The organism is Xanthomarina spongicola (genome assembly GCF_003148645.1).
Taxonomy (GTDB): domain Bacteria; phylum Bacteroidota; class Bacteroidia; order Flavobacteriales; family Flavobacteriaceae; genus Xanthomarina; species Xanthomarina spongicola.
The window spans coordinates 723,310-738,053 of record NZ_QGGP01000001.1 but is presented as its reverse complement, the minus strand read 5'-3'; the positions used below and the strand labels follow the sequence as shown (position 1 = coordinate 738,053).

At 30.6% G+C, this 14,744-nt stretch carries 13 protein-coding genes and 2 tRNA genes; 9 read left to right on the top strand and 6 right to left on the bottom strand.

Annotated features, from left to right (window positions below):
* Positions 1-6 precede the first annotated feature (6 nt).
* Entirely contained in the window at positions 7-891 is an 885-nt protein-coding gene (locus LX78_RS03325; RefSeq protein ID WP_109681203.1) for a ChaN family lipoprotein, read from the top strand.
* Between the two features lie 136 nt (positions 892-1,027).
* Here LX78_RS03325 and LX78_RS03320 read toward each other — a convergent pair.
* From LX78_RS03320 to mutS, 3 genes are all read right to left on the bottom strand, one after another.
* Positions 1,028-1,111: transfer RNA gene (locus LX78_RS03320), tRNA-Leu, on the bottom strand.
* 25 nt (positions 1,112-1,136) lie between these two features.
* Positions 1,137-1,208 (bottom strand) — tRNA-Gly (locus LX78_RS03315).
* A 117-nt stretch (positions 1,209-1,325) separates the two neighbouring features.
* A complete protein-coding gene (mutS, locus tag LX78_RS03310; protein ID WP_109681202.1) occupies positions 1,326-3,938 on the bottom strand; it encodes a DNA mismatch repair protein MutS in 2,613 nt (870 codons plus the stop codon).
* Positions 3,939-4,060: 122 nt separating this feature from the next.
* On the opposite strand from mutS, the gene LX78_RS03305 reads away from it, so the two are divergent.
* Positions 4,061-4,600 (top strand): RNA methyltransferase, encoded by a 540-nt coding sequence (locus LX78_RS03305; protein WP_109681201.1) that lies wholly within the window; start codon positions 4,061-4,063, stop codon positions 4,598-4,600.
* Positions 4,601-5,260 carry a class I SAM-dependent methyltransferase gene (locus LX78_RS03300; RefSeq protein ID WP_245881458.1) on the top strand — a complete coding sequence of 220 codons (660 nt, stop codon included), beginning with the start codon at positions 4,601-4,603 and terminating at the stop codon, positions 5,258-5,260.
* Positions 5,261-5,279: 19 nt separating this feature from the next.
* On the opposite strand, the gene LX78_RS03295 is transcribed toward LX78_RS03300, so the two are convergent.
* Together LX78_RS03295 and folK are read right to left on the bottom strand one after the other, a co-directional pair.
* On the bottom strand, positions 5,280-5,771 hold the full coding sequence (locus tag LX78_RS03295) for a GyrI-like domain-containing protein (RefSeq protein WP_109681200.1): 492 nt from the start codon (positions 5,769-5,771) through the stop codon (positions 5,280-5,282).
* A complete protein-coding gene (gene folK, locus LX78_RS03290; RefSeq protein WP_109681199.1) occupies positions 5,752-6,900 on the bottom strand; it encodes a 2-amino-4-hydroxy-6-hydroxymethyldihydropteridine diphosphokinase in 1,149 nt (382 codons plus the stop codon). Before folK ends, LX78_RS03295 begins: the two co-directional genes overlap by 20 nt.
* 71 nt (positions 6,901-6,971) lie before the next feature.
* On the opposite strand from folK, the gene LX78_RS03285 reads away from it, so the two are divergent.
* From LX78_RS03285 to LX78_RS03265, 5 genes are all read left to right on the top strand, one after another.
* Entirely contained in the window at positions 6,972-7,676 is a 705-nt protein-coding gene (locus LX78_RS03285; protein ID WP_109681198.1) for a queuosine precursor transporter, read from the top strand.
* Positions 7,677-7,768: 92 nt separating this feature from the next.
* Positions 7,769-10,405, top strand: a complete 2,637-nt coding sequence (locus LX78_RS03280; protein ID WP_109681197.1) for an AsmA family protein — start codon at positions 7,769-7,771, stop codon at positions 10,403-10,405.
* A 180-nt stretch (positions 10,406-10,585) separates the two neighbouring features.
* Entirely contained in the window at positions 10,586-11,449 is an 864-nt protein-coding gene (locus LX78_RS03275; RefSeq protein ID WP_109681196.1) for a sigma-70 family RNA polymerase sigma factor, read from the top strand.
* Positions 11,450-11,490: 41 nt separating this feature from the next.
* Positions 11,491-11,685, top strand: coding sequence for a 30S ribosomal protein S21 (rpsU, locus tag LX78_RS03270; RefSeq protein WP_109681195.1), 195 nt, complete (start codon positions 11,491-11,493; stop codon positions 11,683-11,685).
* A 6-nt stretch (positions 11,686-11,691) separates the two neighbouring features.
* Positions 11,692-12,138, top strand: a complete 447-nt coding sequence (locus LX78_RS03265) for a GNAT family N-acetyltransferase (protein WP_109681194.1) — start codon at positions 11,692-11,694, stop codon at positions 12,136-12,138.
* Position 12,139: 1 nt separating this feature from the next.
* On the opposite strand, the gene LX78_RS03260 is transcribed toward LX78_RS03265, so the two are convergent.
* Positions 12,140-12,934 carry a DUF2797 domain-containing protein gene (locus LX78_RS03260; protein ID WP_109681193.1) on the bottom strand — a complete coding sequence of 265 codons (795 nt, stop codon included), beginning with the start codon at positions 12,932-12,934 and terminating at the stop codon, positions 12,140-12,142.
* Positions 12,935-12,975: 41 nt separating this feature from the next.
* Between LX78_RS03260 and LX78_RS03255 the strand changes: the two genes are divergently transcribed.
* Positions 12,976-14,490, top strand: a complete 1,515-nt coding sequence (locus LX78_RS03255) for a GH3 auxin-responsive promoter family protein (protein WP_109681192.1) — start codon at positions 12,976-12,978, stop codon at positions 14,488-14,490.
* Positions 14,491-14,744 lie beyond the last annotated feature (254 nt).

The following is a 14,744-nucleotide window of genomic DNA, read 5'->3' as shown; positions in this document are numbered from 1 at the left end:
TTCTACATGAAACAATTAGTACAAATAGCTTTCATATTCTTAGCGTTTATAAGTATAACAAATGCACAAAACAAACCAGCTTACCAATTGTTTAAAAACAATGGAAAAGCAGCTGATTACAACAAAATGATTAAAGATTTGGCTGAAAGTGATATGGTTTTTTTTGGCGAATATCACAACAATCCAATTTCACACTGGCTACAATTAGAAATGAGTAAAAGTTTCTTCGAGATTAAAAGAGACAAACTATTTTTTGGTGCAGAAATGTTTGAAAATGGAAACCAGTTAGTTTTAAACGAATACTTAGAAGGATTTTATGCTGAAGATAAAATGCTTCCAGAAATCACGCAGTTATGGGGAAATTACAAAACAGATTACAAACCTTTAGTCGATTTTGCCAAAGACAATAATTTAAGATTTATTGCCACAAACATTCCAAGACGTTATGCTTCCATGTTAAGTAAAAAAGGCATGGACGCTTTAAAAGAATTAAGCCCAGAAGCACTTGCCATGATTGGGCCAGATTTAGAAACCTATTTCGACCCAACTGTAAAGGCTTATGCTGAAATGGCAGATAAAATGGGTGGACATGTGCCTCCAAACATGCTAAACATTCAAATAGCCCAAGCCTCAAAAGATGCAACTATGGCTCATTTTTCTTTACAGAATTTTAATCCAGGTGAATTTCTCTTTCATTTTGAAGGTTCTTACCATTCCAACTACAATCAAGGCATTATTTGGTGGATTAATAAAATCCAGCCAGGCTTAAATATAAAATCTATTACAACGGTTATGCAATCGGAATGGGATGAGATGAGTAAAGAAGATAAAGCCGAAATAGCTAATTATATTATTGTTGTAGCAGATTCTATGACGCTGACTAAAGGGTAATCTTAAAACATCAAACTTTAAAAACTTATATATCTTCGACAAAGGTTTTGTTATAAAGAAGAGAATTGCCAAAAGTGAGCTTTCTGTAATTTTTTAAAACAAAAAAGCCGAAACTTTCGTTTCGGCTTTTCATCTGTACTGAAGACGGGACTTGAACCCGTACGTCCTAATGGACATTGGATTTTAAGTCCAACGTGTCTACCAATTCCACCACTTCAGCTTGGTATATTTTATTCAGTGTATAGAGCGAAAGACGGGATTTGAACCCGCGACCTCCACCTTGGCAAGGTGATGCTCTACCCCTGAGCTACTTTCGCAGTTTTTAATGAACGTACCTTCCAAATGGCAGGCAAGCAATCTCTCGATTGCGGATGCAAATTTAAAATATTTATATGAACTGCAAAGTCTTTTTTAAAAAATAATTCAATTTATTTTTAAGCCATCTTTTTCTTTACCAACATACGTTTTATTTCATTGAGTTTCATAAGCGCTTCAACTGGTGTAAGTGTATCTATATCAATATGTAAAATTTCTTCTTTAATATTTTCTAATAACGGATCATCCAGATTGAAAAAACTTAATTGCATCTCGTTATCTAGAGTTTTTACTTTTTCTGTTAATTCTTCACTGGAATGCGATTGCTCTAACTTTTTTAATATTTTATTAGCGCGATGTAAGACTTGTTGAGGCATTCCAGCCATTTTAGCAACATGGATTCCAAAACTATGAGCAGATCCTCCAGGGACTAGCTTTCTTAAAAAAAGTACATTGTCTTTTAATTCTTTTACCGAAACATTATAGTTTTTAATACGCTCGAAAGTTTCGGTCATTTCGTTTAACTCATGATAATGTGTAGCAAACAAGGTTTTCGCTTTTGCAGGATGTTCGTGTAAATATTCACTTATTGCCCAAGCAATAGAAATCCCATCATAGGTACTGGTTCCTCTTCCTATCTCATCTAGTAAAACCAAACTTCTTTCAGAAAGATTATTTAAAATAGAAGCTGTTTCGTTCATCTCAACCATAAAAGTCGATTCTCCCATGGAAATATTATCGCTAGCTCCTACTCTAGTAAATATTTTGTCCACCACACCAATTCTGGCTGATTTTGCAGGCACAAAACTTCCTGTTTGAGCTAGAAGTACAATCAAAGCTGTTTGACGTAAAATAGCCGATTTACCAGACATATTTGGCCCAGTAATCATGATGATTTGTTGTGTTTCTCTATTCAAGAATACATCGTTTGCTATATAGGCTTCACTTGGTGGTAATTGTTTTTCAATTACTGGATGCCTTCCATCTTTGATGTCTAAATCGGTTGAATTATCTATGGTTGGATACACATAATTATTATCGTTTGCTAATTGTGCAAAACCACACAAACAATCCAATTGCCCAATTAAGTTTGCATTTTGCTGAACAGCTTTTATGTACTGCATCATCCAACCAATCAATTCAGAAAACAGCTGTTGTTCTATAGCTGAGATGCGTTCTTCGGCTCCTAAAATTTTAGCTTCATATTCTTTAAGCTCTTCAGTAATATAACGCTCTGCATTAACTAAAGTTTGTTTTCTAATCCACTCGGTTGGAACCTTATCTTTATGTGTGTTTCTAACTTCAATATAATAACCAAATACATTGTTTGATGCAATTTTTAACGACGTGATTCCTGTTCGTTCACTTTCACGTTGCAACATGTTATCTAAATAGGTTTTTCCAGAAAGAGATAAACCTCGTAACTCGTCTAATTCTGAAGAAAAACCTTCAGCAATTGTAAAGCCTTTTAAAACATTTACAGGAGCATCTTCATTTAAAGTCTCCTTTATTTTTTCACGAAGTATCTGGCAACTTTGCAGTGTATCTCCAATAATTTTTAAAGATTCGTTGTCACAATTGGATGCCAATGCTTTTATTGGAACAATAGCTTCCAAAGAGTTTTTAAGCTGAATGACTTCTCGAGGATTTACTTTACCTGTAGCGACTTTTGAAATTAAGCGCTCTAAATCGCCAATATGCTTGATGTGATTCTGAATTTTTTGAAGTACTTGCTTATTTTTACTCAAAAAGTCAACCACTTCATGACGTTGTTTTATTTTCTTAATATCCTTTAAAGGAAGCGCCAACCAACGTTTTAATAATCGTCCTCCCATTGGAGAAATGGTTCTATCAATAACATTTAAAAGCGTTACTGCATTGTTATTGGTAGAATAATACAGCTCTAGGTTTCTAATGGTAAACTTATCCATCCACACATAATCATCTTCGGCAATTCTGCTGATCGATGTGATATGTTGCAATTTATTATGTTGTGTTTCGGCTAAATAATGCAAGATAGAACCTGAAGCAATAATCCCTTCGTATAACTCTTCTATTCCAAAACCTTTTAAAGTATTTGTATTGAAATGTTTGATTAAGGTTTCGTTAGAATAATCAATTTGATACACCCAATCCTCTAAATAAAAAGTGTGAAAATCGTCGCCAAAAACTGTCTTGAAATCGCTTCGCTTTTGTTTAGAAACAAGCACTTCACTTGGTTTAAAATTTTGAAGCAGCTTGTCAATGTATTCTTCATTACCTTGAGACGTTAAAAACTCTCCTGTTGAAATATCTAAAAATGAAATCCCTATATGTATTTTTCCGAAGTAAACAGAACATAAGAAATTATTGGATTTCGACTTTAAAACCTCATCATTAAAAGCAACTCCTGGAGTCACTAATTCGGTAACACCACGTTTTACAATGGTTTTAGTTTGTTTAGGATCTTCTAACTGATCGCAAATTGCAACACGTTCGCCAGCTTTTACAAGTTTAGGTAAATAGGTATTTAACGAATGATGTGGAAATCCAGCTAGCTCTATTTCACTTTCGCTTCCTGCTCCTCTTTTCGTTAAAATAATACCTAAAATACCAGCTGTTTTTATAGCATCTTCACCAAAAGTTTCATAAAAATCTCCTACACGAAACAATAACAAGGCATCAGGATACTTAACCTTAATAGCGTTGTACTGTTTCATTAAAGGCGTTACTTTTTTAGTTTTTTTTGCCAATGGTTAAATGATTTTTATGTGTTACTTTTGCTTTAAATGTAGGGTTGCTAATGTAACCATAATTTCATGTTTTGTAAAGCCTAAACCATAGAAGTTATTTACAATTATTCACAATTTTTAAAATGCGTAAACTAAAAAATAGCGAGTTAGATAGACTAAGTGTTGAAGATTTTAAAGAAAAAGTAAAAACACCATTAATTATCGTACTCGATAACATTAGAAGCCTAAACAATATTGGTTCTGTTTTTAGAACAAGTGATGCCTTTTTAATTGAAAAAATTTATCTCTGTGGCATTACAGCAATTCCTCCACACAAAGATATCCACAAAACAGCCTTAGGGAGCACAGAAACTGTTGCTTGGGAATATGTTGAAAACACCTTAGAATTAGTTGAAAATCTAAAAAAAGATAACATTAAAATAGTGTCTATTGAACAAGCTGAAAATGCTACGATGCTTAATGATTTTAAACCTCAACAAAAAACCAAATATGCACTTGTTTTTGGAAATGAAGTTAAAGGTGTTGCTCAAAATATTGTTAGTAATAGCGATGTTGTTTTAGAAATCCCACAGTTTGGAACCAAACATTCTTTAAATATTTCTGTAAGTTGTGGTGTTGTAGTTTGGGATTTATTTTCTAAGCTTACTGCAAACTCAAAATAGGTGATAAAAAAAACAAAGACTCCTTGGCCTACTAAAGATGTTATGAATCAGATTTATGACCTAAAACTTTGGGGAGGAAAAACACATGATTTTTATTCTGGAATAGGCTCACACGATCCAAAAATTATTAATCCTTATTTAGATGCTATCATCGCATTTTTAAAATCTAATAACAATGCTTTAGTTGTTTGCGATTTAGGTTGTGGCGATTTTAATATTGGAAAGCACCTTGCTAAATACACTAAAAAATATATTGCTATAGATATAGTCGATAAACTTATTACTAGAAATCAAAAACTATACAAAGAAGACAACTTAGAGTTCCTGTGTTTAGACATTACAAAAGATAATCTTCCATCTGGAGACTGTATTATAATAAGACAAGTATTACAGCATTTGTCTAATACTGAAATACAAAGCGTAATTAAAAAAATAACCTCTTATAAATACATTATTCTAACCGAACATATACCTATGGGGAACTTTATTCCAAATAAAGATGTTATTTCTGGTCAAGGGATTAGACTAAAACAAAATAGTGGTGTTATTATTACAGAATCCCCATTTAATCTAGACTTTAAAGAAGAAAAAAAACTTGGAGAACACATTCTTGAAAAGAATAAAGGACGCATTGTAACAACCTTATACAAACTATTCTAGAGCAGTTTAAGGTTTTAAATCAGCTTCTTTTTTTAATAGGAATCCAAATGTCTTCTTCTGTGTTTTGCAAATCCTTGCTATAATTTTCAGATAATTCTTCAAAATGAGCTCTATTATCTAATTGATACATAGAATTTGGTAACCACTCTTGGAAAATATATTGTCTGCTTTTTGGAAAATCTTCAATGGATCCTTTATACGAAAAAACAGCATAAGTTCCGGCTTCTAGAATGAACGTTTCCATTCCTTCTGGAATATGGTTAATATTAGAAACCTCAACACCTAACCATTTTTCAAACCTTGTTTGTGGAGTTACATCTTTCATCTTAAGATTCCCATAATTTTGAATAGAAAATACAAGTTTTCCAACTCGAGACGCAACTTCATGTCTTCTTGGCATAAATTGTCTAGCCAAATTTCCTGTTTCTTGCTGAATAGTTTGAATAGTCATGTTGGCTTTTATTCCAACAACGCATCTATCTTTAATTTGTTCAATTCTGTGTTGCATCATCTTTATGACATATTTCACTTAAGATCCAAAGGTAATCTTCTCGATTATCAACAAAATCCCTATCTGAAATATCTATGATCTTCACATTTAGTTCTGTTTGATTTTTTAGAAATTCTAAATAGCCTGTGTTTATTTTATCTAAATATTCGTTTTCAATGTTTTGTTCGTAATCTCGTCCACGTTTTTTAATATTTTCTTGCAAACGTTCTGTATTTTGGTACAAATACACGTATAATTCTGGTTTAGCGATGTCTTTATACATTAAATAAAAAAGTTTTCTATAAAGTTTAAACTCATCTTCAGGTAATGTAATTTTCGAAAAAATAAGTGACTTATAGATATCGTAATCACTTATAATGAAATCTTTAAATAAATCCAATTGAGATAAATCGTCGCTAATTTGCTGGTATCTGTCTGCTAGAAAAGACATTTCTAAAGTAAACGCATAACGTTTTGCATCTTCGTAGAATTTAGGTAAAAACGGATTTTCAGCAAAACGTTCTAAAATCAACTTGGCATTAAAATCTTTAGAAATCATGGTAGCCAAACTTGTTTTTCCTGCGCCAATATTCCCTTCAATAGCTATATAATTATAACTGGTAAATTGAAATTGTTTGCTTGGATTTTTTAACCAAATATTTATAGGTTCTAACACACTTGTATCTTCACATATTTCCAACAAATCCGATATGCTTTTATTTAACTTTGGATGTGTTAATTTAGGTGCAATCTCTAATAATGGCTTTAAAACAAATTTTCTTTTATGAAGCTCTGGATGTGGCACAAGAAGAGTATTTGTGTCGATTATTTCTTCATCTATAAATAATATATCTAAATCGATGGTTCTGGATTGATAACCAAGATTTTCATCTCTTTGCCTTCCTAAAGATGTTTCTATTGCAAGCAATTCTTGCATGACCTTGTTTGGCTCTAAATCTGATTCTAAAATAACACAACAATTCAAAAAATCTGCTCCTTCAAATCCAACAGCAGGCGTATTATAGACTTTAGAAATGATATTAATTTTTCCAATTTTATTAAAAATCAGATTAATAGCATCTTGCAGATATTTTAATCTGTCGCCTTTATTGCTTCCTATTGAAATGTAAATTTTTTGTCGTGTATCCATTGAAAAAACAAATTAACTAAAAGAATTTTTAATAGTTTATATTTACCAAACCTATTTATTCACAATTTTCAATGACCTTAAAAGATAAACTAGCTGCACAAAAAATCTATCTGTTTTTAGCAGCTTTATTTATTACATCTTTAGTGGTTTCAAACTTGATTTTTCAGAAATTTTTTTATTGGCATCCTTTTGATATTGAAATTTTTGGAGTTAAGTTATTCGAACTTTCAGTTGGCATTTTGCCTTATCCAATAACCTTTTTAATAACGGATTTAATTAGCGAAATCTATGGTAAAAAAAGAGCCAATCAAGTAGTGGTTGCTGGAATTTTTGCTTCGATTTTTTCGCTTTCAATTGTTTTAATAGCTAATGCTGCTCCAGCAACAAGCTGGTCTCCAGTAAATGACAATTTATTTTCAACTGCTTTTGGAAATACAGCAATTGCTGTTGCTGCCAGCATGATAGCTTATTTGTTTGCTCAATTTGTGGATATTCAAATTTATCATTTTTGGAAACGCTTAACAAAAGGCAGACATTTATGGTTACGTAATAATTTCTCTACCTTTTTATCGCAATTTGTAGACACTTGTACCATACTTCTTTTACTTTGTTCTTTTAACATTATAGAATGGAATAAATTTTATGGCTTACTTATTGCTGGCTTTCTATTTAAAGTTATTATTGCCATGTTAGACACTCCTTTTCTTTATTTAGGCGTTTATCTTTTCAAAAAACGTTTTCATTTAAAAACAAACGAAGAAATAGATATTCTCTAAGGTTATTAAAGTTTTATTAAACTTTTGTTTTTTAACAACTTTGATGCAATTTTATACGTATATACTTACAATAAACCCATAAATCACTTTACATGAAGAAAGTATTCAAAATTATTGGAATTACTTTATTAACAATACTATTATTACTAATTGCTATCCCTTTTGCTTTTCAATCTAAAATTAAAGAGGTTGTAAAAAGAACCATAAACGAAAACCTAAATGCTCATGTAGAATTTAGCGATGTCAACTTAAGTTTTATTAGAAGTTTTCCTCAAGCTCAAGTAAATGTTAGTGATTTAGTGATAACAAATTTTGAACCTTTTAAAGATGAAACTCTAGCAACAGCTAAATCCATTTCATTAAACATGTCTGTAAAAGAATTGTTTAAAAAAGCGAGCGATGAACCTATTGTAATTAATAAAATTAATATAGACGAAGCTCTCATTACTCTTAAAACGAATAAAAGAGGGGAAACCAATTACGATATTCTTAAAGATGAAAACAAAGATGAAAACAAAGATGAAAAAGAAAATTCATCTGCTGGATTTACCTTAGATGTTAAAGACTACTCGATTGATAATAGTGCTATAACCTATTTAGATGAAAGCTCTAACACCACTTTTTATATAACCGAATTCAACCATTCTGGAAAAGGAAAATTCTCTGAAACTGTTTCTGAATTAGAAACAAAAACAGAATCTAGAATTAGTTTAAGAATAGATAGCACAGATTATTTAAGCAATAACGAGCTAAAACTTGATGCATTAATAGATCTCGATTTAGATAACAACAAATACACTTTTAAGGAAAATAAAGCTTTTATCAATAAGTTACCATTAGAGTTTCATGGCTATGTACAATTGCTTGAAGCAGGTCAAGATATCGATATTACGTTTGAGAATCCAGGTTCCGATTTTAGAGATTTTTTAGCAATAATACCTGAAACTTACTCTAAAAATATAGAAGATGTTCAAACTACAGGAAACTTTAAATTAAAAGGAATGATTAAGGGCTTATTGACAGATGAGACTATTCCAAATTTAGATATCCAAGTTTCTTCCAATAACGCATCATTTAAATATCCAGATTTACCCAAACGTGTCGATAATATTACAATAAATGCAGCTGTAAAAAACACCACTGGAAAATCAGACGATACTTATATAGATATAAATGCTTTTAATTTTAAGATAGATCAAGATGCATTTAAATCGTCTGCTACATTAAAAAATATCACTAAAAATATGCTGATTAATGCAGACATAGATGGCGTATTAAATTTGGCCAATCTAACAAAAGCCTATCCTATTAAATTAGAAAAAGAGTTAAGTGGTATTTTAAAAGCAAAATTAAATACTGCTTTCGATATGAATGCGATTGAGACTAATGCCTATGAGCGTATAAAAAACAATGGCTCGGCTTCAATTACAGATTTTATATTTTCATCTGAAGATATGGTAAATCCAATTCATATTAAAAAAGCAAATATGACATTTAATCCTGGAACGGTTTCGCTTAATAATTTTGATGCAGTAACTGGCAAAAGTGATTTACACGCAAATGGAACCATTAAAAATTTACTTGGTTTCTTGTTGAGCGACAATAAATTACAAGGAAATTTCAATGTCAATTCTAATCTTTTTATCATTAGTGATTTTATGGTTGAAAGCAAAACAGCTTCCAACAACAATAAAACGACCTCCAAAAAAGAATCCTTAAAAATCCCTGAATTTTTAGATTGTACCATTCAAGCTGATGCTAAAACGGTTGTTTATGACAATTTGAATTTAGAAAATGTACAAGGCACGCTTGTTATAAAAGATCAACAAGCAACCTTAAAGAATATGACTACAAATATTTTCAATGGAAAATTAGCAGTTATTGGAAACGTATCAACTCAAAAAGAAACTCCAACATTTAATATCAATCTTGGAGCAGAAAACTTTGATATATCTAAAGCTTTTAAAGATTTAGACTTATTACAAGCTTTAGCTCCTATTGCAAAAATTCTTGAAGGAAAACTTAATTCAACCATTAGCTTAAGTGGTAGTTTAGACAAAGAGTTTACACCAGATTTAACAACTGTTTCGGGTAACGCTTTTGCTGAATTATTAACAACAGATATAAATACAGAGGACAGCAAAATATTAAGTTTATTAGGCAGTACATTAAAATTCATAGATTTCAATAAGCTTGATTTAAAAGACTTGAAAACTAACTTAACTTTTAAAGATGGACTGGTAAACTTAAAACCATTTACAATTAAATATGAAGACATAGATATTCATATTAATGGAGCTCATGGATTCGATAAAAACATTAATTACAATGTAGTTCTAGATGTTCCAGCTAAATATTTAGGAAGTGATATTAATAGACTTATTGGAAAAATTAACGATCCAAAAGTCAATAAAATTTCAATTCCAGTTACAGCAAATATTACAGGCTCTTTTAATAACCCGAATGTTAAAACAGATTTAAGTTCTGCAGTTACTAAATTAACCAAACAGCTTATTGAAATTGAAAAGCAAAAACTATTAGATCAAGGTTCTAATGCCATTAAAGATTTCTTACAAGGAATAACTGAAGAGTCTAATAGTGCTAATCAAGATTCAACTTTTATACAAACAGATACTATTAAAACAAACAATACTATAAACAATGGTATAAAAGATATTCTTGGAGGTTTACTTAGTGGCAAGAAAAACAAAAAGGATAGCATCAAGTAGTTTTTGTTACTCTTCAAATTATATAAGAAATATTATAATTATAAATAATTTGTTAATTATTTAACAGATTTCACCTGTTTTTAAGCAATTTCAACAAAGAAGTGTGCTTTTATTAGGATTTTCAAAAAAAAAGGTTATTATGTAAGGATAGGTAATAATAAAATAATCTAAAAGGAATATATGAGGCAATTAAAGATCACGAAGCAGGTAACAAATAGAGAGTCTAAATCTTTAGATAAATATTTACAAGATATAAGTAAGCTCCCTTTAATTACTGCAGATGAAGAAGTAGAGTTAGCACAAAGAATTAGAGAAGGAGATCAATTAGCCTTAGATAAATTAACTACTTCCAATTTACGATTTGTGGTTTCAGTTGCAAAACAATATCAAAATCAAGGATTAACCCTTCCAGATTTAATTAACGAAGGAAATGCAGGTTTGGTAAAAGCAGCCAAACGTTTTGATGAAACCAGAGGATTTAAATTTATTTCTTATGCAGTTTGGTGGATTAGACAAGCTATTTTACAAGCTCTAGCTGAACAGTCTAGAATTGTACGTTTACCATTAAACAAAATTGGTTCTATAAATAAAATTAATAAAGCATATTCTTATTTAGAACAAACACATCAACGTCCACCAAGTCCAGACGAAATAGCCAAGGAGTTAGATATGACTATTAGTGACGTAAAACAATCTATGAAAAATTCTGGTCGCCATTTATCTATGGATGCACCTTTAAAAGAAGGTGAAGATTCTAGTCTTTACGATGTAGTTAAATCTGGTGAGTCTCCAAATCCAGACGTTAGCTTAATGAAAGATTCGTTGAATCTAGAAGTAAATCGTGCATTAAACACACTCTCTCAAAGAGAAGCAGACGTGGTTAGACTTTATTATGGTATTAATAACGAACAACCAATGAGTCTTGAAGAAATTGGAGACACTTTTGGATTAACAAGAGAACGAGTAAGACAAATTAAAGAGAAAGGTATTAGAAGATTACGCCATACCTCTAAAAACAAAATACTTAAAACATATTTAGGTTAATCTTAAATAATTGAATAATTTAGACACCCAAAAAAAGATAGATGATAAAAATTGAAATTAAAGAAGGCGAAAAAATAGACAGAGCTCTTAAACGTTATAAGAAGAAACACAGAAATGTGAAAATTATGCAAAACATTAGAGAGAATCAGTTTTTTACGAAACCTTCAGTTAAGAGAAGAAGACAAGTTCAAAAAGCAGCATATATACAAAACTTAAGAGACCAAGAAGATATATAAAAATATATGCTTTTGTTTAAAGTATATCATTCTAAAACAAAACCTTCAAAAGAAGAAAAACAAAACATTGTAAATTTTTTACACGAACATTTACAAGAATTTAGAGACTCTAAAGAAGACATTTCTAAATGCTTGGATTATGCAGTAAAAAACAATGTTGCTTCCTTTGGAGGTTTTGTTTTGCTTATTTATGAAGAGAAATTACTCCAAGGAATAACCATTATTAATAAAACTGGAATGAAGGATTACATTCCAGAAAACATTTTAGTTTATATTGCTGTTCATGAACATGCTAGAGGAAAAGGTATTGGCAAACAACTTTTGCAAAAAGCTATTGAACTAACAGAAGGAGATATTGCTCTTCATGTAGAGCCTAACAATCCAGCCATTAAACTTTATGAAAGTTTAGGGTTTACCAATAAGTATTTGGAAATGCGTCTTAAGAAACACTAGTTTATATAATAGAAATATTTACTACTAAACCTTCGTTACTTCTAATATTAAAAACTGTTTCGTCTTCAAAAATGAGGTATTGCCCTTTTATTCCAACTAATTTTCCTGTATAATTTTGAGCCTTAGTTAAATTTAAACTTTTTGGTTTTTTTGGATAATGCAAAACTGGAAATAAAATATTGGTTTCAGAATTAGATTCTATATAATAATCTTTTGCTTCGTCTGGAATGTATTGTTTTAAATTATCTCTCCAAGTTACTAAATCTTCATCTGCAATATCGTTTTTCAACATAGTACGCCAATTGGTTTTATCTGCCACATAATCTTTTAAAGCAACTTCGGTAATACCAGCTAAATATCTATTTGGCACTTCTACTATTTCAATGGCTTCATGCGCTCCTTGATCAATCCAACGTGTAGGTATCTGGCTTTTTCTAGTAACACCAACTTTTACATTGCTAGAATTTGCTAAATACACTATGTGTGGTTGTAGCTGTACTTTTTTCTCGTATTCTAAATCTCTATCTTCTTTGTCTAAATGCGCTGTACTTAACTCTGGTCTCATAATCCAATCGGCAGTTTGAGGAATATCGAAGAAACAGCTTTTACAAAATCCTTGTCTAAATATAGGCTTATCTAAACCACAGCTTAAACATTGATACTTAACAAATTGAATGCTTATAGTTTTATCTAACATTTGATTCATGTTAATAAAATCTGATTCAAATACTAAATAATATTGAATGGGTTCGGAAAACTCCGTTTCCATTTTTGTTAAAACACCTTGGTAGGTCATAAAAAAAAGTCTTATTTTTATTTTTTAAATATAATGCAAATATGCCAATTCCTATAGTTAATTCTATTGCTTCATGGTTTTTAAAAAAACGGTTTCATCAAATAGATTTGTTTTTAAAATACCCTAACGAAGTTCAACATGAGCTACTTACGCATCTTTTAAATAAGGCAAAAGACACCGAATTTGGCAAGCAATTTGGTTTTGAATCAATTACAGATTACAAAACTTTTACCGAGCGAGTACCAATATCTACCTATGAAGATTATCAAGATGTAATTGAAAGATCTCGAAATGGAGAAAATAATATTTTTTGGCCTCAACCTATTAAATGGTTTGCAAAATCAAGTGGTACTACAAATGCAAAAAGTAAATTTATTCCTGTAAGCGAAGATTCATTAGAAGATTGCCATTATGCTGCAAGCAAAGACTTGCTTTGTATGTATTTAAATAACAACGAAAATTCTCAATTATTTACAGGTAAGAGTTTAAGATTAGGAGGCAGCAAAGAACTCTTTAAAGAAAATGGTACGACCTTTGGCGATCTATCTGCTATTTTAATAGACAACATGCCTTTTTGGGCAGAATTTAGCAGTACACCTAGTAACAAAGTTTCTCTAATGAGTAATTGGGAAGACAAAATGCAAGCTATTGTAGACGAAACCATTCAAGAAAATGTAACTAGTCTTGCAGGTGTACCTTCGTGGATGTTGGTTTTACTTAATAATGTATTAGAAACCACTGGAAAAGACAATTTATTTGATATTTGGCCAAACTTGGAGGTGTATTTCCATGGAGGAGTAAGTTTTCTTCCATATCAAGAACAGTACAAAAATATTTTACCTAAAAAGGATTTCAGGTATTACGAAATATACAATGCTTCTGAAGGTTTTTTTGCAATTCAAGACCTTAATAATTCTAGCGAATTACTACTTATGCTTGATTATGGTATTTTTTATGAATTTATTCCAATGGATACTTATGGAACAAAAGACGAGAAAGTAATTCCCTTAAGCGACGTTGAAAAAGATAAAAACTATGCCGTAATTATTACAACCAATGCAGGGCTTTGGCGATATAAAATTGGTGATACAGTTAAGTTTACTTCAACAAATCCATATAGAATTAAAGTAACTGGCAGAACCAAACATCATATTAATGCCTTTGGAGAGGAATTAATTATAGAAAACGCAGAAAATGCGTTAAGAAAAGTCTGTAAAAAAACCAAAGCAGAAATTGTTGATTATACAGCAGCACCAATTTTTATGCAAGGCAAAGAAAAAGGTGCTCATGAGTGGTTAATTGAATTTAAAACACCTCCTGCTGATATTAGTTATTTTAATGAATTATTTGACAACGCGTTAAAAGAAATAAATTCAGACTACGAGGCCAAACGTTATAATAATATGACATTAAATAAACCAACCATACACATTGCTAGAAAACAATTATTTTACGATTGGTTAAAACAAAATAACAAGCTTGGTGGCCAACACAAAATACCTAGACTCTCTAATACACGAGATTACCTAGATGATTTGTTAGAATTAAATAAGTAGTAAGTCTTTTATCGATAAAAAAAGTAAAAAAAATATTTATAACGAGTATTTTTTGTGCTTTATCTAAAAACAATGTCAGTCATTTTTTTCTTACAATTAAATTGCTAGTTTTACCATGCTATTAATAACAAACGATACTTTTTATCTGGTGTTTATAACAACCAAGTAAATGCCAGATAGATGTCGTTTCTTTAAGTAAATACCCTACAACTTTTTGACCATAAAATAATTTAATCATAGTGTCAAATTATTAA